The 15,969-nt window shown below is 72.4% G+C and carries 14 protein-coding genes; 11 read left to right on the forward strand and 3 right to left on the reverse strand.

Annotation, left to right across the window (positions count from 1 at the left end):
• The first annotated feature begins 82 nt into the window (after positions 1–82).
• The 6 genes from AC3EU2_RS11165 (at position 83) to rsmA (ending at position 8,102) form a co-directional block, all read left to right on the forward strand.
• Complete coding sequence (locus AC3EU2_RS11165; protein WP_488176369.1) at positions 83–2,227, forward strand: sensor histidine kinase; 2,145 nt, start codon at positions 83–85, stop codon at positions 2,225–2,227.
• Positions 2,214–2,882: a response regulator transcription factor gene (locus tag AC3EU2_RS11170; RefSeq protein ID WP_488176370.1), complete on the forward strand. Its 669-nt coding sequence runs from the start codon at positions 2,214–2,216 to the stop codon at positions 2,880–2,882. The genes AC3EU2_RS11165 and AC3EU2_RS11170 overlap by 14 nt, the downstream gene beginning before the upstream one ends.
• 74 nt (positions 2,883–2,956) lie before the next feature.
• A complete protein-coding gene (metG, locus tag AC3EU2_RS11175) occupies positions 2,957–4,771 on the forward strand; it encodes a methionine--tRNA ligase (RefSeq protein ID WP_488176371.1) in 1,815 nt (604 codons plus the stop codon).
• Positions 4,768–5,610, forward strand: coding sequence for a TatD family hydrolase (locus AC3EU2_RS11180; protein WP_488176372.1), 843 nt, complete (start codon positions 4,768–4,770; stop codon positions 5,608–5,610). Before metG ends, AC3EU2_RS11180 begins: the two co-directional genes overlap by 4 nt.
• A gap of 309 nt (positions 5,611–5,919) precedes the next feature.
• A complete protein-coding gene (locus AC3EU2_RS11185; protein WP_488176373.1) occupies positions 5,920–7,050 on the forward strand; it encodes a resuscitation-promoting factor in 1,131 nt (376 codons plus the stop codon).
• Positions 7,051–7,154: 104 nt separating this feature from the next.
• On the forward strand, positions 7,155–8,102 hold the full coding sequence (rsmA, locus tag AC3EU2_RS11190) for a 16S rRNA (adenine(1518)-N(6)/adenine(1519)-N(6))-dimethyltransferase RsmA (RefSeq protein WP_488176375.1): 948 nt from the start codon (positions 7,155–7,157) through the stop codon (positions 8,100–8,102).
• On the opposite strand, the gene AC3EU2_RS11195 is transcribed toward rsmA, so the two are convergent.
• Positions 8,079–9,083 (reverse strand): NAD-dependent epimerase/dehydratase family protein, encoded by a 1,005-nt coding sequence (locus AC3EU2_RS11195; RefSeq protein WP_488176376.1) that lies wholly within the window; start codon positions 9,081–9,083, stop codon positions 8,079–8,081. The two genes, rsmA and AC3EU2_RS11195, sit on opposite strands and share 24 nt — an antisense overlap.
• A gap of 93 nt (positions 9,084–9,176) precedes the next feature.
• Between AC3EU2_RS11195 and AC3EU2_RS11200 the strand changes: the two genes are divergently transcribed.
• Positions 9,177–10,109 (forward strand): 4-(cytidine 5'-diphospho)-2-C-methyl-D-erythritol kinase, encoded by a 933-nt coding sequence (locus AC3EU2_RS11200; protein WP_488176377.1) that lies wholly within the window; start codon positions 9,177–9,179, stop codon positions 10,107–10,109.
• The gene (locus AC3EU2_RS11205; RefSeq protein WP_488176378.1) at positions 10,109–12,001 is read left to right on the forward strand and encodes an ABC-F family ATP-binding cassette domain-containing protein; all 1,893 of its coding nucleotides are present in this window, start codon (positions 10,109–10,111) and stop codon (positions 11,999–12,001) included. Before AC3EU2_RS11200 ends, AC3EU2_RS11205 begins: the two co-directional genes overlap by 1 nt.
• Positions 12,002–12,164: 163 nt before the next feature.
• Here AC3EU2_RS11205 and AC3EU2_RS11210 read toward each other — a convergent pair whose 3' ends face one another.
• Positions 12,165–12,659: a MarR family winged helix-turn-helix transcriptional regulator gene (locus AC3EU2_RS11210; protein ID WP_488176379.1), complete on the reverse strand. Its 495-nt coding sequence runs from the start codon at positions 12,657–12,659 to the stop codon at positions 12,165–12,167.
• 106 nt (positions 12,660–12,765) lie between these two features.
• Between AC3EU2_RS11210 and AC3EU2_RS11215 the strand changes: the two genes are divergently transcribed.
• From AC3EU2_RS11215 to AC3EU2_RS11225, 3 genes are all read left to right on the forward strand, one after another.
• On the forward strand, positions 12,766–13,581 hold the full coding sequence (locus tag AC3EU2_RS11215; RefSeq protein WP_488176380.1) for a methyltransferase domain-containing protein: 816 nt from the start codon (positions 12,766–12,768) through the stop codon (positions 13,579–13,581).
• A complete protein-coding gene (locus AC3EU2_RS11220; protein ID WP_488176381.1) occupies positions 13,578–13,964 on the forward strand; it encodes a VOC family protein in 387 nt (128 codons plus the stop codon). The genes AC3EU2_RS11215 and AC3EU2_RS11220 overlap by 4 nt, the downstream gene beginning before the upstream one ends.
• Positions 13,965–14,114: 150 nt before the next feature.
• Complete coding sequence (locus AC3EU2_RS11225; protein WP_488176163.1) at positions 14,115–15,290, forward strand: IS30 family transposase; 1,176 nt, start codon at positions 14,115–14,117, stop codon at positions 15,288–15,290.
• Positions 15,291–15,340: 50 nt separating this feature from the next.
• On the opposite strand, the gene AC3EU2_RS11230 is transcribed toward AC3EU2_RS11225, so the two are convergent.
• Positions 15,341–15,937, reverse strand: coding sequence for a TetR/AcrR family transcriptional regulator (locus AC3EU2_RS11230; RefSeq protein ID WP_488179478.1), 597 nt, complete (start codon positions 15,935–15,937; stop codon positions 15,341–15,343).
• Positions 15,938–15,969: the final 32 nt, after the last annotated feature.

The raw sequence follows: 15,969 nt of genomic DNA on the forward strand, positions 1-15,969 counted from the left end.
CCGATCCGGTCCCGTCGATGTCCCGTCGTGACGGGACCTCGATCCCCTGACAGCGGGACGTGGCCGCGGGCAGACTTGCCGCGTGGCCGCCCTTCCCGCCCTGCCCGCGCCGCCGGCGCCAGGTGCCCGGGTGCACAGCACGGGTGTTCCGGTCCTGCTCGGTGTCGTCCTCGTCGCCCTCCTCGTCGGGACGGCCCTGCTCGACGGGCTCGTCACCGACGCCGACCGGGAGCGCTTCGTCTCCGACCGCGGCGTGACGTCGGTGCTCATCGGGTCGCTCGTGGGGGCCTGCGGGGCCGCGATCCTCGCCTACCGCCCCCGCCACGTCGTGGGTCTGCTGCTCGCCGGCACCGGTGCCTTCTGGGCGCTCGACGGCCTGTGCGCCGCATATGCCGTGTGGGGCCTCACGCAGTCGCCCGTGCCACCGCTCACCGGACCGGCCTACTGGGTCTTCTCGGAGGCGGGGGCGCTGCTGCTCGTCGCACTCCCGCTCCTGCTCGTCACCTACCCGTCGGGGCGGCTGCCCGCGGGTCGCTGGCGGGTGGTGGCGCTGGTGGCGGTGGCGATGTCGCTCGTGCTGCCGGTGCTCCTCATGCTCGCTCCCGACGAGGCGATCTACACCGGCCTCCTCCCGGAGTCGGCGGTGCAGCTGCTGCCGCAGGTCGAGCTGCCGCTGCCGGTCGGGCTGACCACCGTGCTCCTCCGCGTCGCCCAGGTCGTGACCATCGCGGCCCTGCCGCTGTCGGCGGCCGTCGTGTTCGCCCGGCACGCCTCGGCGGACGGCGTCGAGCGCACGCGGCTGCGGTGGCTCCTCTGGGCCGCGCTCGTGTGCCTGCTCGCCGGCGGGGTCATGGTCCTCGACGTCGGAGGCCCGGTCGGGATGACCGCGCTCGTCGCCGCCCTCGCCGTCACGAGCGTCTCCGTCGTCATCGGCGTCGTGCGGCCCCAGACCGGGGACGTCGACGCGCTGGTCGGCGGGACCCTCGTCTACGGCGGGATCGCCGCCGGCTTCATCCTCCTCGACGTCGTCCTCGTGGCGGCGGCCGCAGCCCTGCTGGGCGACCGCTTCGAGGAGCGGCAGGTGACGGTCTTCGTCCTCGTCCTCGCCGTCGCCGCCTACGGACCGCTGCGCGCCTGGCTCACCGCGCTCGTGCGGCGCCGGATCATGGGGCTGCGCGGTGAGAGGTACGAAGTCGTGTCGGCGCTCGCCGCCCGACTCGAGGAGTCCGGCGGGCTCGAGCAGCAGCTTCCGACCCTCGCGTCGGCGGTCGCCGAGGCCTTCCACGTCGGCTTCGTCCGCGTCGAGGTGCTCGGCCGCGGCGGTGACGGGCTGGCCGCGACGCACGGCACGGCACCGTCGGCGACGCGGACCCTGCCGATCGCCTACCGGGGCGAGCGGATCGGCTCGATCTCGCTCCCCGACGGGGGGATCCGCGGGATGCTGTCGCGTCGCGACCAGGCCCTGCTCCTCGACGTCGTCCGGCAGGCCGCGATCGCCGTGCGGGCGAGCATGCTCGCGCAGGAACTGCAGGAGTCCCGCGAGCAGCTCGTGCTCGCGCGCGAGGAGGACCGCCGCCGGATCCGGCGCGACCTCCACGACGGGCTGGGGCCCGTGCTTGGCGGGGTCGCGATGCGGCTCGACGCGGCGGGGAATGCCGTCGGGACCGACCCGGAGACCGCGCACCGGCTCGTCGTCCAGTCGCGCGCCGAGATCACGGAGGCGCTCGCCGACGTGCGCCGGCTCGTCCACGGGCTGCGCCCACCCGCGCTGGACGACCTGGGCCTGCTCGCCGCCGTGCAGCAGCAGGCCGAACGCCTCCGGACGGCGGGGATCGAGGTGCAGGTGGCGGCCGGTCACCTCGGTGGGCTGTCGGCGGCGGTCGAGGTCGCGGCCTACCGGATCGTCAGCGAGGCCCTGACCAACGTGGCCCGCCACGCGGACGCGGCCGGGGTCGCGGTGTCGCTGACGACCGGTCCGGCGGACCTCGTCGTCGAGGTGTCGGACGACGGACGCGGGATTCCCGAGGACGCCGTCGCCGGGGTGGGGCTGCGGTCGATGCGCGAGCGGGTCGAGGAGCTCGGGGGCCGCTACGAGGTCGCGTGTCCCGACGGGGGCGGGACGACCGTGCGGGCGTGGTTGCCGACCGTCGCGGCGGCGCCGAACCCACCGACGACGCCGACGCCGACCACTCCCGAGAACCGACAGGAGCAGCATGTCGCCCGCTGACGAGCCCACCGGCCGCATCCGCGTCCTCATCGCCGACGACCACCCGGTCTTCCGCGACGGGCTGGCCACGCTGCTCGAGCCGCACCCCGACATCGAGGTGGTCGCCCGGGCCTGCGACGGCGCCGAGGCCGTGGCGCTCGCGGCCGAGCACCACCCCGACGTCATCGTCATGGACCTCCAGATGCCGCAGCTCAACGGGATCGAGGCGACGCGGCAGGTGCTCGCGGCCGACCCCGCGGTGGGCGTCCTCGTCTTCACGATGGGGGAGGACGACGGGACCCTGCTCCAAGCCATGCGCGCCGGCGCCCGCGGCTACCTCGTCAAGGGTGCCTCGCAGGACGAGGTCACCCGGGCCATCACGACCGTGCACGCCGGCGGTGTCGTGTTCGGGTCGTCCCTGGCCGCGCGCATCGGGGACCTCCTGTCGCCCTCGCCGGCCCGCAGCGCGACCGAGTTCCCGATGCTCACCGAGCGCGAGCGTGAGGTCCTCGACCTCATCGCGGCCGGCCGGACCAACGGGCAGATCGCCTCCGCCCTGTTCCTCGCACCGAAGACGGTGCGCAACAACGTCTCCGCGATCCTGTCCAAGCTCCAGGCCACCGACCGTGCGGAGGTCATCATCCGCGCCCGGGACGCGGGGATGGGCCGGAACTGACCCGGATCGGCGAGCGGACGGCATACGCATCGGGGTTCGCGAGCCGGGTCGTGCGCGACGCCTAGGATCGACCGGTGAGCAAAATTCTGTCTGCTGTCGCCTGGCCGTACGCCAACGGGCCGCGCCACCTCGGCCACGTCGCCGGGTTCGGTGTGCCCTCCGACGTCTTCTCCCGCTACATGCGGATGGCCGGCCACGACGTGCTCATGGTGAGCGGGAGCGACGAGCACGGCACCCCGATCCTCGTCCTCGCCGACAAGGAGGGCGTCACGCCGCAGGAGCTCGTCGACACCAACCACGCGATCATCGCCCGCGAGCTCGCCGACCTCGGCTGCTCCTACGACCTCTACACGCGCACGACGACCGCCAACCACTACGCCGTGGCGCAGGAGCTGTTCCGGCAGGTGCACGCCAACGGCTACATGATCGAGCAGACGACCCGCGGCGCGATCAGCCCGAGCACCGGCCGCACCCTGCCCGACCGCTACATCGAGGGCACCTGCCCGATCTGCGGCTACGCCGAGGCCCGCGGCGACCAGTGCGACAACTGCGGCAACCAGCTCGAACCCACCGACCTCATCGCGCCGAAGAGCCGGATCAACGGCGAGACGCCGGAGTTCATCGAGACGCAGCACTTCTTCCTCGACCTGCCCGCGCTCGCCGACGCCCTGCGCGAGTGGCTCGCCGGCCGCGAGGCCAGCGGCACGTGGCGCCCCAACGTCATCAAGTTCAGCCTCAACATCCTCGACGACATCCGGCCGCGCGCGATGACCCGCGACATCGACTGGGGCATCCCGGTGCCGCTCGAGGGCTGGGAGGACCAGCAGGCCAAGCGCCTCTACGTCTGGTTCGACGCGGTCGTCGGCTACTTGTCGGCCTCGATCGAGTGGGCGCGGCGCACCGGCGACGACGAGCGCTGGCGCGAGTGGTGGGTCGAGGGCGAGGTCCCGGAGGACCAGCTCTCGTACTACTTCATGGGCAAGGACAACATCACCTTCCACTCCCAGATCTGGCCGGCCGAGCTGCTCGCGTATGCCGGCCGCGGCGCCAAGGGCGGCGAGCCCGGCACGTACGGCGTGCTCAACCTGCCGACCGAGGTGGTGAGCAGCGAGTACCTCACGATGGAGGGCAAGCAGTTCTCTTCCAGCCGTGGTCACGTCATCGGCATCCGTGAGGTCCTCGAGCGCTACGGGCCCGACCCGATCCGCTACTTCATCTGCGCTGCCGGCCCGGAGAACCAGGACAGCAACTTCACCTGGGCCGAGTTCGTCCAGCGCAACAACTCCGAGCTCGTCGCCGGCTGGGGCAACCTCGTCAACCGCACCGGGGCGATGATCGCCAAGAGCTTCGGCGAGATCCCGCAGCCCGGGGCCCTCGAGCCGGTCGACGAAGCGGTGCGCGCCGCCACCCTCGCGGCCTTCGACACCGTCGGCGACCTCCTCGCGCGGCAGCGGATCAAGTCGGCCGTGGCCGAGGCGATGCGGGCCGTCGGCGAGGTCAACAAGTACGTCACCGACACCGAGCCGTTCAAGCTCAAGGGCGACGACCAGCGCGAGCGCCTCGCGACGGTCCTGCACACCCTCATCCAGTGCGTCAGCGACCTCAACACGATCCTCGCGCCGTTCCTCCCGCACGCCGCCAACCGGGTGCACGCGTTCATCGGCGGCGAGGGCGAGTTCATCCCGATGCCGGTTGTCGAGGACGTCCACGGGCTCGACGGCGACGCGGACCGCACCTACCCGCTCATCACCGGCTCCTACGGCTCCACCCCGCGCTGGGAGTCGCGGCCGGTCACCGTCGGCGCCCCCATCGCCAAGCCGACCGGCGTCTTCGTCAAGCTCGACGAGTCGGTCGTCGAGGAGGAGCTCGAGCGGCTCCGCGAGTCGTGACCGGATCCGGCCGGGACACCCTCCCCGGACTGCCCGACGCCCTGCCGATCGCGGTCGTCGACAACCACACCCACCTCGACATCGAGCGTGACGGGGTGCCGGTCGACGTCGCCGACCTGCTCGCCCGCGCCGCCGCGGTGGGGGTCGACCGCGTCGTCCAGATCGGCTGCGACCTCCCTGCCGCGCGCCAGACCGTGGAGATGGTCGACACGTATGCCGGGATGCTGGGTGGCGTCGCCCTGCACCCCAACGAGGTGCCACGGTTGGCCGAGAGCGGCGGTCTCGCGGCGGCATACGAGGAGATCGAGGCGCTGGCGCGCCACCCCCGGATCCGGGTCGTCGGCGAGACCGGCCTCGACTACTTCCGGACCGGCCCCGAGGGGCAGGGGCTGCAGCACGAGAGCTTCCGCTGGCACATCGACCTGGCGAAGCGGCTCGACAAGGCGCTGCAGATCCACGACCGGGACGCCCACGCCGACGTCCTGCGGATCCTCGAGGAGGAGGGGGCGCCGAGTTCGACTGTGCTGCACTGCTTCTCGGGCGACGTGACGATGGCGCAGGAGTGCGCGGAGCGCGGCTACTACCTGTCCTTCGCGGGGACGGTGACGTTCAAGAACGCCAAGGGCCTGCGGGACGCCCTGTCGGTCACCCCGCTCGACCGGCTGCTCGTCGAGACCGACGCGCCCTACCTCACGCCGCACCCCCACCGCGGGGCGGTCAACGCACCCCATCTCGTGCCGCTCACGGTGCGGGCGATGGCCGCCACCCTGGGAGTCGCGGTGCCGACGCTGTGCAAGGCGCTGTCGGCCAACTCGGAGCGGGTCTACGGGCCTTGGTGACGTCGGCGGCGGGGCCGGTACGCCACACCGTGGCCCACCTCACCGTTACCAAAATTTGACCTTTGCCCCGTTTCTCGGGATGGTTGTGGCGTTGGCCGGAGCTGGGCTTCGGGCGAAAAGCAGGGGCGAGGACGCCGGTGTCACACCGGTGAGACCTCGCTCTCCTGCTGTCGGGCTCCCTCCCCTGGGGACCCGCGGTCCCCCCTGAGGGCTGTCGCTCGCCTCGGTGTCCGGAGAGTTCGATCATCGGAGCACTTCTTGATTTCTCGTCCCCTGCGCCTCGCTGCCCAAGGTGCTGCGGCACTGACGGTGGCCGCCGGTTCCTTCGGCGTCGCCCACCTCGACAAGTCCGTGGCCCTCTCGGTCGACGGCAACGCCTCGTCCCTGCACGTGTTCGGCTCGACCGTGGGCGACGCCCTCGAGAAGAAGGGCATCACCGTCGGCGAGCACGACCAGGTCACCCCCTCCGTCGGCAGCCCGATCAGTGACGGCGACACCATCTCCGTCCGCTACGGCCGCAAGCTCACCGTGAACGTGGACGGTGTCACCAAGGAGTACTGGACGACGGCGACCACGGTCGACGCCGCCCTGCGCGACCTCGACATCCGCGCCGGCAGCAACGCCAAGCTCTCCGCCTCCCGATCGCAGGCCCTCGGCCGCGACGGACTGGCCCTCACCGTCATCACGCCCAAGAGCGTGACGGTGGCCGTCGACAAGAAGAAGTTGTCACACACGACCACGTCCGCGACCGTCGCCGATGCCCTCCGGGAGCTCGGTGTGGCCCACGACAAGGACGATCGCGTCTCCCCGGCGCTCGCCACCCCCCTGAAGAGCGGGCTCGGGATCACCGTCCAGAGGGTGGTGCTCCAGAACGTCACCACCGCTCAGGCTGTGGCCTTCGGGACGACGACGAAGAAGGACGCCAGGCTCTACGCAGGGACACGCAAGGTGATCACCGAAGGTCGTGCGGGGTCCAAGGCCGTCACCGTGCGACGCACCCTGGTCGACGGCAAGGTCACGGCGGTGCAGACCCTGAGCACCAAGGTCAACAAGGCGCCCGTGAACAAGGTCGTCGCAGTCGGCACCAAGGACCGCCCCGTTGCGGCCAAGTCGACCTCGCCCCGGACGAGCTCGCGCTCGGCCCCTGCCCCCGCCCGCGCCTCGTCGGCCGGCAACACCTCCGGTGCCGGCCTCAACCTCGCCAACGCCGCCATGTGGGACCGGATCGCCCAGTGCGAGTCCACGGGCAACTGGTCGATCAACACCGGCAACGGCTACTACGGCGGCCTCCAGTTCAACACCGGCACCTGGCTCGGAGCCGGCGGTGGCGACTTCGCCCCCCGCGCCGACCTCGCGTCGCGCGCCGAGCAGATCACCGTCGCCAACCGTGTCTACGCCGACCGTGGCCTGCAGCCGTGGGGTTGCGGGCACGCCGCCTGACCCCGGCGCCGCCTGACGGCACACGCACTCGAGGCCGTGTCTCCCCCATGGGGAGGCACGCCTCGGTCGTGTCCCGCCCCGCCCCGGGTCATAGGGTGGCGACCATGTCGACGTCCGGGCTCCTCGGGGCCGCCCAGGTCCGTGACCTCGCCACCCGCCTCGGCGTCCGGCCCACCAAGACCTGGGGCCAGAACTTCGTCATCGACGCCAACACCGTCCAGCGGATCGTGCGGGTGGCCGGCATCGGCCCGGACGACGTCGTCGTCGAGGTCGGCCCGGGTCTCGGGTCACTCACCCTTGCCCTGCTGCCGGTGGCCCGGCACGTGACCGTCGTCGAGGTCGACCCGATCCTCGCGGGTGCGCTGCCCGAGACCGTCCGGACGGTCGCGCCCGGGGTGGCCGAGAAGCTCACGGTCGTCCACGCCGACGCCCTGCGCGTCGAGACGCTGCCCGGTGACGCGCCCACGGCGCTCGTCGCGAACCTGCCCTACAACATCTCGGTCCCCGTGGTGCTGAGCTTCCTCGAGCGCTTCCCGACGATCGAGCGGATCCTTGTCATGGTGCAGCTCGAGGTCGCCGAGCGGCTCGCGGCGGGACCCGGCTCGAAGACCTACGGCGTGCCCAGCGTCAAGGCCGCCTGGTACGCCGACGTCGCCCTCGCCGGCAACGTCAGCCGGTCGGTGTTCTGGCCGGTGCCCAACGTCGACTCCGGCCTGGTCTCGCTCACCCGCCGCGAACCCCCGCCGACCGACGCAACCCGCGCCGAGGTGTTCGCGTGCGTCGACGCCGCGTTCGCGCAGCGCCGCAAGACCCTCCGGGCCGCGCTCGCGTCCTGGGCCGGCTCGGCCCCGGCCGCCGAGGAGGCGCTCGTCGCCGCCGGCATCGACCCGCGGACCCGGGGTGAGCAGCTCGACGTGCACCAGTTCGCGGCGATCGCCAGCGCCCACAGCTCCCTGCGTGCCCAGAGTGCTCCGCGGGCTCAGCGGGCTCAGCCTGCCCAGCAGGCCGAGCAGGCCGAGCGTGACGGTTCAGTGGCCCCGCAGGGCGAGTAGCCGCCGTTCGGTCTCGTCCGAGAGTCCGCACCTCCTCGGGTCGCCCGGCTCCCGGCCCTCCTCGTGGGCCGCCGCGTCCCGCAGCGTCTCTACCACGGGCCGGCAGGCGAGCCCGGCGGCCCGGGCCGCCGCGCCGGTGTGCCCGCCGAAGCCGCGCCACTGCGGGTCCGAGATCCACAGCGGCAGGCTGTCCGGCCCCATCCACTCCTGAACCCCGTGCTCGGCGAGCCAGTCCGCCGTCGCGGCGACGACCGGCCCCTCGTGGCCGGCGACGTCACGGGCGGCGCGGAGCAGGCCGCCCAGCGTGTTCGGCTCGCCCACCGCGTCGAAGACCCCGGAGGTCCCGGACGCGGCGCACCGCACCAGCCAGGTCGCGAGGTCGCGCACGTCCACGAGGGACATCGGCAGGTCCGGGTCGTCGGGCGTGAGGACCGCACCGTCGGCACCGACGGGGTGGGCGAACCGCCACGGCCACCAGCCCGAGCGTCCCGACCAGTCGCCCGGCCCGCCGATGAGCCCCGCCCGGGCAACGAGGGCGTGGTCGCCGAAGCCGTCGAGCACGGCGGCCTCGCACGCCACCTTCGCCTCCCCGTACACCTCCATGTCGGTCATGACGTCGCCGTCCAGGGGCGGAAGCAGAGGCACGCTCTCGTCGGCCCCGGGACGGGAGTGGTCGGCATACACGTTTCCTGTGGAGACGAAGACGAAGCGGTCGGCGACGGGGGCGAGCGCCCCGACCGCTCGCCGGACCTGACCGGGCTGGCGCGAGACGTCGACGACGGCGTCCCAGCGGGCGTCGCCGGTGGTGACGCCGCGCAGGCCGTCGGGTTCGTCCCGGTCGCCGCGCAGCCACGTGGCACCGTCGGGCGCGTCACCGGCGGTGCCCCGGGCCAGGCAGGTCACGTCGTGGCCCTCGGCGAGCGCGTGCGCCGCCACGGCACGCCCGAGCATGGCCGTCCCACCGAGCACGAGGAGTCGCATGTCCACAGTCGACCCGTCCCGTCGCGCCCGCGCCACCGTGTTCGCTGACAGCGTGGATGTGGCAGGGCGTCGGCCCGTGACTAGTGTGGCCGCATGACCTCGGCGTACTCGGACCCCGCGCCCGTCACGGTGCGTGTCCCGGCCAAGGTCAACCTCGAGCTCCTCGTCGGCCCGGCGCGCGACGACGGGTTCCACACCCTGTCGACCGTCTACCAGGCGGTCAGCCTCCATGACGACGTCACCGTGGCCCTCGACGACGACTGGGGCTGCAGCGTCAACGGGCCGTACGCCGACGTCGTCCCGAACGGCGCGTCCAACCTCGCCCTGCGGGCGGCCCGGCTGCTCGCCGACGAGACCGCGATCGACACGCCGGTCCACGTGAGCATCGTCAAGTCGATTCCCGTCGCCGGGGGCATGGCCGGCGGGTCGGCCGACGCCGCCGCCACCCTCGTCGCGTGCGACCGGCTGTGGTCGCTCGGCCTGACCACCGAGGAGCTGGAGGAGTATGCCGCGGAGCTCGGCTCCGACGTGCCCTTCCTCATCCGCGGTGGCACCGCCATGGGCAGCGGCCGGGGGGAGCGGCTCGCCCCGGTGCTCGCCCGGGGGAGCTACCACTGGGTCTTCGCGATCAGCGACATCGGGCTGTCCACCCCGGAGGTCTATGCCGAGTGCGACGCCCTCCGCGGCGACACCCCCGTCCCCGACCCGGTGCCCAACCCCGAGCTCATGAGCGCGCTGCGCACCGGCGACCCGCACGTCCTCGCCCGGCAGCTGACCAACGACCTCCAGGCGGCGGCGATCTCGCTGCGTCCCGAGCTCGGCGAGGTCCTCAAGAGCGGCCTCGCGTTCGGCGCCCTCGGTGGCGTCGTCTCCGGGTCCGGGCCGACGGTGGCCTTCCTCGTCGAGGACGTCGAGGCCGCGATCGACCTCACCGTCGCCCTCACCGCGACCGGGGCCGCCCGAGAGGTGCGCAAGGCCGTCGGTCCCGTCCACGGCGCCCACGTCATCCCGGCCCGGGTCGACTAGTGGCCGTCCTCATCTCGGTCGAGCGCGCTGCCCTCGCGCTCGGCACCGCCCAGGTGCTCGACGGCGTCTCGCTCGGCGTCTCGGGCGGCGACCGGATCGGCGTCGTCGGGCGCAACGGCGGCGGCAAGACCACCCTGCTGCGGGTCATCGCCGGGGAGCTCGGCGTCGACAGCGGTCGGGTGGCCCGGCTCGGCGGCGCGACGGTGGGCGTCCTCACCCAGGACGACTCCCTTGACCCGCAGGCCACCGTGCGCGAGGCGGTCCTCGGCGGTCGCGCCGAGCACGTGTGGGCCGGCGACTCGCGCATCCGCGACGTCCTCACCGGCCTGCTCGGCGGCATCGACGCACCCGCCGTGAGCGGTCTCGACTCGACGGTGGCCGGCAAGTCCGGTGGCGAGCGGCGCCGGCTCGGGTTGGCAAAGCTGCTCGTCGACGACCCCGACGTGCTGCTCCTCGACGAACCGACGAACCACCTCGACGTCGAGGGTGTCGCGTGGCTCGCCGAGCACCTCGTGCACCACCGGTCGCGACCCGACAACGCCTTCGTCGCCATCACCCACGACCGCTGGTTCCTCGACGCCATCGCCACCCGGACGTGGGAGGTCGTCGACGGCCAGGTGAACGGCTTCGACGGCGGCTACGCGGCATACGTCCTCGCCAAGGCCGAGCGCGAGCGGATGGCCAAGGTCACCGCCGACCGCCGCAACAACCTGCTCCGCAAGGAGCTCGCGTGGCTGCGGCGCGGCCCGCCCGCACGCACGACGAAGCCGAAGTTCCGCATCGACGCCGCCAACGCGCTCATCGAGGACGAGCCGGCGCCGCGCAACGACGTCGAGCTCATGGCGTTCGCGACGAGCCGGCTGGGCAAGGACGTCATCGACCTCATCGACGCGACCGTCACCGCCGGCGACCGAGTGCTGCTCGACCACCTCACCTGGCACCTCGCGCCGGGGGCGCGCATCGGCATCGTCGGGGTCAACGGCTCCGGCAAGTCGACGCTGCTGCGCGCGCTCGCCGGTGAGGTCCCGCTCGCGTCGGGCAAGCGCAAGGAGGGCATCACCGTCCGGATCGGTCACCTCACCCAGGAGGTGCGCGAGCTGGACCGGCTGCGCGACGCACGCGTCATCGAGGCCGTCGAGGAGGTCCGCAAGGTCACCGTGCTCGGCGGCAAGGAGGTGAGCGCCTCCTCGCTCGCGAAGCGGCTCGGCTTCCCCGGTCCGCGCCAGCAGGTGCGCGTCGGTGACCTCTCCGGTGGGGAGCGGCGCAGGCTCCAGGTGCTGCGCCTGCTCATGGACGAGCCCAACGTGCTGCTGCTCGACGAGCCGACCAACGACCTCGACATCGAGACGCTCACCGCCCTCGAGGACGTCCTCGACGGGTGGGCCGGCACGCTCCTCGTCGTCTCGCACGACCGCTACCTGCTCGAGCGGGTCGCCGACCAGCAGGTGGCGCTGCTCGGCGACGGCCGGGTGCGCCAGCTCCCCGGTGGGGTCGAGGAGTACCTCCGGCTCCGGGCGACCGTCACCCCGTCGTACGCCGTCAGCGCTCCCGACCCCGCCTCCGCCTCCGCCTCCGCCGCCGGTTCGCCGTCGTCCTCGTCGTCCGCCGACTCGCAACGTCAGCGCGAAGGGTCGCTAGAACGACCCTCTGCGCTGACGCAACCGGCGGCGAGCCCGGCGGAGCAGCGCGACGCCCGCAAGGTCATGGCCCGGGTGGAGAAGCAGCTGTCGAAGCTCGCCGCCCGCGAGGAGCGCATCCACGCGGCGATGACCGAGCACGTCAGCGACCACGCGAAGGTGCTCGAGCTCAACCAGGAGCTGCGCGGGATCGTCGACGAGCGCGAGGTCCTCGAGCTCGAGTGGCTCGAGGCCGCGGACGTCCTCGAACCCTGACCCGCCCCGGTCAGCGCCGCTCCGCCGCCCGTCTGCGTCCGCAACCTTGGTCGAGAACCCGACCAGAGTTGCGGACACCCCAGCTCGGCAGGCTGCGCGCGTCCGCAACCTTGGTCGAGAACCCGACCAGCGTTGCGGACGCAAGCGGACGCGGAGTTGCGGGTCAGGGGCGTTCGATGGAGACGAGCAGCGCGCGCAGCTGCCAAGCCAGGGGGCCGCGGTCGGCCTGGGGCAGCTCGGCGAGCAGGCCCCGCTCGTGGGTGAGCAGGTCGTCGAGGGCGGCGTCGACGGCGCGCATCCCCTCGGGCGTGAGGCGCACGATGACGCCACGCCGGTCGCGCGGGTCGGGGTGGCGCTCGACGTAGCCGCGGGTGAGGAGCCGGTCGACCCGGTTGGTCATCGTCCCGCTCGTCACGAGCGTCTCGGAGACGAGCTGTCCGGGTGAGAGCTCGTAGGGCGCGCCCGCGCGGCGCAGCGCGGACAGCACGTCGAACTCCCAGCCGTCGAGACCGTGCTCGGCGAAGGCCGCGCCCCGGGCGAGGTCGAGGCGCCGGGCCAGTCGGGAGACCCGGCTGAGGATCTCGAGCGGCGTGACGTCGAGCTCGGGTCGCTCACGACGCCATGCCGAGACGATACGGTCGACATCATCCTCGGGCATGGGGGTGACTGTACTCCCGTCAAGTATCTTGACATCAAGATATGTCTCGCGGGAGGGTGGGGCCGAGCGGCCGGTCGGGCCGCCGGAGACAGCAGAGGGAGCAACGATGCGCGCACAGGCCAGCTGGGACCCCGCGGCATACGCACGGTTCGGGGAGCAGCGCAGCCGACCGTTCGCCGACCTCCTCGCGCAGGTGAGGGCCGACGAGCCCGAGCTCGTCGTCGACCTCGGCTGCGGCCACGGACCGGCCACGCTCACGCTCGCCCGGCTGTGGCCGAACGCCCGCGTCGTCGGTGTCGACGGGGCCGAGTCGATGCTCGAGGCGGCCCGTGCCCTGGACACCGAGGGGCGCGTCGAGTGGGTCCAGGCGGACCTCGCCGACTGGGACCCGGCGACGCTGGGCCAGACGCCGGACGTCATCATCACCAACTCCACGCTCCAGTGGGTGCCGGGCCACCTCAACCTCCTGCCGACATGGGTCGACGCCCTCGCACCCGGCGGCTGGCTCGCGCTCCAGGTCCCCAACAACTTCGACGCCCCCAGCCACGCCCTCATGCGGGCGACCGCAGCCACGCATGCGCGCGCCAACGAGCTGCTCGCGGCGCTCGACCTCCCGGCGGTGGGCGAGCCGAAGACCTACCTCACCTTCCTCAGCCGGCTCGGCTGCACGGTCGACGCGTGGGAGACCGTCTACGCGCACGTCCTCGACCCCGACGGCGAGTCCGAGGACCCGGTGCTCGACTGGGTGAGCAGCACCGGGCTGCGGCCGGTCCTCGACATCCTCCCGGAGGGTGAGGAGCGCAACGCCTTCCTCGAGCCGTATGCCGCGGCGCTGCGTGAGGCGTACCCGCGCAGCGAGGTCGGGGTCCTGTTCCCGTTCCGCCGCGTCTTCGCCGTGGCCCGCCGGAACGAGGCGTCATGAGCGTCCTCGGCATCCACCACGTCCAGGTCGCCTGCCCCGCCGGGACCGAGGACCTGCTGCGCCACTTCTACGGGGTCGTCTGCGGGATGCCCGAGATCCCCAAGCCTCCGGTGCTCGCCGCCGGCGGAGGGGTCTGGTTCGCCGTCGGCGAGCAGGAGCTGCACTGCGGAGTCGAGGACGGGTTCGCCGCCGCCCGCAAGGCCCACCCGTGCTTCGGGGTCGACGACGTGTCCGGGCTCGCGGCCGCGATCGCCGGCGCCGGGGGAGAGGTGCGCTGGAACCACGAGGTGCCCGGTGCGCAGCGCTTCCACACCGACGACCCGGTCGGCAACCGCATCGAGTTCCAGCAGGTCCGCGCCCCCAAGCTCGACTTCACCGTTTGACCCTCCGCCCGCCCCGACATATTGCGCATTCCGGGCGTACGAACCGCACTCCAGTGCCGTTGGTACGGCCGGAATGCGCAATATGTCGCGTCGCTGGGGGGCGGGTTCAAGGGAGTCACGCAACACCTCGATCACGAGGAGTTGTTTGTCATGAGGGGTCGGCCGAGGGCGCCGCGGGAGCTGGATCGCCGGTTTTGGGCTGGGATCCGGGACGGGTTGAGCGTGGAGGATGCGGGCGGGTTGACGGGGCTGTCGTACAGGTGGGCCAGTCGCATCTTCCGGGAGGCTGGCGGGGTGAAACCCACGTCTGTTGCCGCCCCGGTTGGCCGGTACCTGTCGTTCTCGGAGCGGGAGGAGATCGCGGCGTTGGTCCATGCCGACCGCGGGGTACGGGAGATCGCCCGCCGGCTGGGGCGTGATCCGGGCAGCATCAGCCGCGAGCTGGCTCGGGGCGCGACCAGGCGCGGCTACCGTCCCTCGGTGGCCCAAGCCGCAGTCGATCGTGGCCGCACGGCTCCTCGCGCGGCGAAGCTGGCCACCAATCTCCGGCTGCGTGGGGAGGTCCAGGCCAGGCTGGAGCGGCACGAAAGCCCGGAACAGGTCGCTGGAAGACTGAAGGTCGACTTCCCCGACGAACCGGAGATGCGGGTGTCGCACGAGACGATCTACCAGTCGCTGTACATCCAGGCCCGTGGTGGTCTCAAGCGGGAGCTGACCGCGTGCTTGCGCACCGGCCGGTCGATGCGCCGACCACGCCGCCGCGAGGGTGAGCGCCGCGCGCGGATCCCGGACATGGTGATGATCAGCTCGCGCCCGCCCGAGGTCGAGGACCGCGCGGTGCCCGGACACTGGGAAGGCGACCTCATCCTCGGCTCCACCGCCTCGGCGTCCGCGGTCGGCACGTTGGTGGAGCGCACCACCGGCTTCACGATGCTGCTGCACCTGCCCGACAACCACGGCGCCCTGGCCGTGCAGGACGCGCTGGTGGCCAAGATGCTGACGCTGCCTGAACAGCTCAGACGGTCGCTGACCTGGGACCAGGGCAGCGAGATGGCACGTCACGCCCAGATCGCCGAAGCCACCGGTCTGGAGATCTACTTCTGTGACCCCCACTCGCCCTGGCAGCGCGGCACGAACGAGAACACCAACGGGCTGCTGCGCCAGTACCTGCCCAAAGGTAGCGACCTCAGCTTCTACGGGCCCGGGATGCTCGACAACATCGCCGCCGAACTGAACTCCAGACCCCGCAAACGCCACGCCTTCAAAACCCCAGCCGAGATGCTCAACGAACTACTGTCTGCGAACATCGCCAACGGTGTTGCGTGACTTCCTTGATTCCGCCGGGGCGGAATGCGCAAGAAGTCGGGAGGAGGGGGTCAGTCGTGGGTGATCTGGGGTTTCGCCTCGAGGCCGGTGAGGCCGTTCCAGGCGAGGTTGACGAGCCCGGCGGCGACGTCGCGCTTCTTCGCCCTGGGGTTCTCCAGCCACCACTGGCCGGTCAGCGCGACCATGCCGACGAGCATCTGCGCGTACATCGGCGCCTGCTTCGGGTCGAGGTCGCGCGAGGTGAACTGGGCCGCGAGCAGGTGCTCGACCTGTGAGGCGACGTCGGAGATGAGCGAGGCGAAGTTGCCGGTCTGCTGCCCGGGCGGCGAGTCGCGCACGAGGATGCGGAAGCCGTCGGTGGAGGTCTCGATGTAGTCGAGCAGCGCCATGGCCGCCCGCTCGAGCAGCGCACGCGACCCGCCCTCCGAGGTCAGCGCGCCGGCGATCGCCCCGAGGAGGGACTGGATCTCGCGGTCGACGACGACGGCGTACAGGCCCTCCTTGCCACCGAAGTGCTCGTACACCACCGGCTTGGACACCCCGGCCGCACTGGCGATCTCCTCGACGGTCGTCGCCTCGTAGCCGCGGTTCGCGAAGAGCTTGCGCCCGATGCCGATGAGCTGCTCACGTCGCTGCGCCCCGGTCATCCGCCCCCGCGGAGTGCGCGCCTTGGCCCCTG

Source organism: Knoellia sp. B-D-2, assembly GCF_057714695.1.

What these genes read in the sequence shown, in the direction of transcription:
- AC3EU2_RS11220 (WP_488176381.1), top strand. Translation starts at nt 13,578, where the DNA reads ATGAGCGTCCTCGGCATCCACCACGTCCAGGTCGCCTGCCCCGCCGGG.
- AC3EU2_RS11230 (WP_488179478.1), bottom strand. Translation starts at nt 15,937, where the DNA reads ATGACCGGGGCGCAGCGACGTGAGCAGCTCATCGGCATCGGGCGCAAG.
- AC3EU2_RS11200 (WP_488176377.1), top strand. Translation starts at nt 9,177, where the DNA reads ATGACCTCGGCGTACTCGGACCCCGCGCCCGTCACGGTGCGTGTCCCG.
- AC3EU2_RS11170 (WP_488176370.1), top strand. Translation starts at nt 2,214, where the DNA reads ATGTCGCCCGCTGACGAGCCCACCGGCCGCATCCGCGTCCTCATCGCC.
- AC3EU2_RS11195 (WP_488176376.1), bottom strand. Translation starts at nt 9,083, where the DNA reads ATGCGACTCCTCGTGCTCGGTGGGACGGCCATGCTCGGGCGTGCCGTG.
- AC3EU2_RS11225 (WP_488176163.1), top strand. Translation starts at nt 14,115, where the DNA reads ATGAGGGGTCGGCCGAGGGCGCCGCGGGAGCTGGATCGCCGGTTTTGG.
- AC3EU2_RS11210 (WP_488176379.1), bottom strand. Translation starts at nt 12,659, where the DNA reads ATGCCCGAGGATGATGTCGACCGTATCGTCTCGGCATGGCGTCGTGAG.
- rsmA (WP_488176375.1), top strand. Translation starts at nt 7,155, where the DNA reads ATGTCGACGTCCGGGCTCCTCGGGGCCGCCCAGGTCCGTGACCTCGCC.
- AC3EU2_RS11215 (WP_488176380.1), top strand. Translation starts at nt 12,766, where the DNA reads ATGCGCGCACAGGCCAGCTGGGACCCCGCGGCATACGCACGGTTCGGG.